At 66.9% G+C, this 779-nt stretch carries 2 pseudogenes; both read left to right on the top strand.

Annotated elements, in window-relative coordinates:
* Positions 1–249 (top strand): annotated as a pseudogene (locus tag ACZY0B_RS27890) (MBL fold metallo-hydrolase); the annotation flags it as partial.
* Positions 246–779, top strand: a pseudogene (locus tag ACZY0B_RS27885) (dihydrodipicolinate reductase); the annotation flags it as partial. The pseudogenes ACZY0B_RS27890 and ACZY0B_RS27885, both read left to right, overlap by 4 nt.

Below are 779 nucleotides of genomic sequence, written 5' to 3'. Positions count from 1 at the left end.
GGTCAGCCCGCGGTGTTCGTCGGGGACATCACGCACAGCCCGTTGCAAGTGCGCCGGCCCGCCGACCCGTGCGCCTTTGACGTAAATGCCACCGCCGCCGCCACCACGCGGCGCCGGATCTTCACCGAAGCCGCACAGGCTCACGCCACCGTGATCCCCGCGCACTACCCCGGCCACGGCGGTGCGACGATCCGCGCCGTCGCGGATCAGTTCGAAGTCGACGAGTGGCTGGACATCGAATCCCTATGACTTATCGGGTAGTCCAGTGGTCAACGGGCAACATCGGCAGCCGAGCACTCGGAATTCTGCTCGACCGCGACGACTTCGAGGTAGTCGGTGTGCACGCCTTCGGATCCGACAAAGTGGGACGTGACGCGGGCGCGCTGGCCGACGGGGAGCCGACCGGCTCCCAGATCAATGTTGCCGCGACCGACGATGTCGACGCGCTGATCGACCTCGGGCCGGATTGCGTGAACTACATGCCTCGCGTGATCGACTTCGAGCTGGTGGCCAGGATGCTGCGGGCCGGGATCAACGTGGTGACGACGGGCGATTTCCTCACCGGCACTCACCACCCGGCCGAACGGGCCGCGCTCGAGGCGGCGGCGCAACAGGGCGGAGCCACCTTCCTGGGAACGGGATTCGAGCCGGGCTTCATCAATGTCGTCGCCGGCTTCCTCACCGGCGCGTGCCGAAAGGTCTACAGCGTCAAGCTCGTCGAGACGTTGGACTGCACCACCTACCCGGTGCGGGAAGTCTGGGCAGTGCTCGGATTCGGC

Source organism: Mycobacterium sp. IDUB_19, assembly GCF_055419445.1.
Note: the sequence above shows the minus strand (reverse complement) of the source record. Positions and strands in the feature narration are given on the sequence as shown.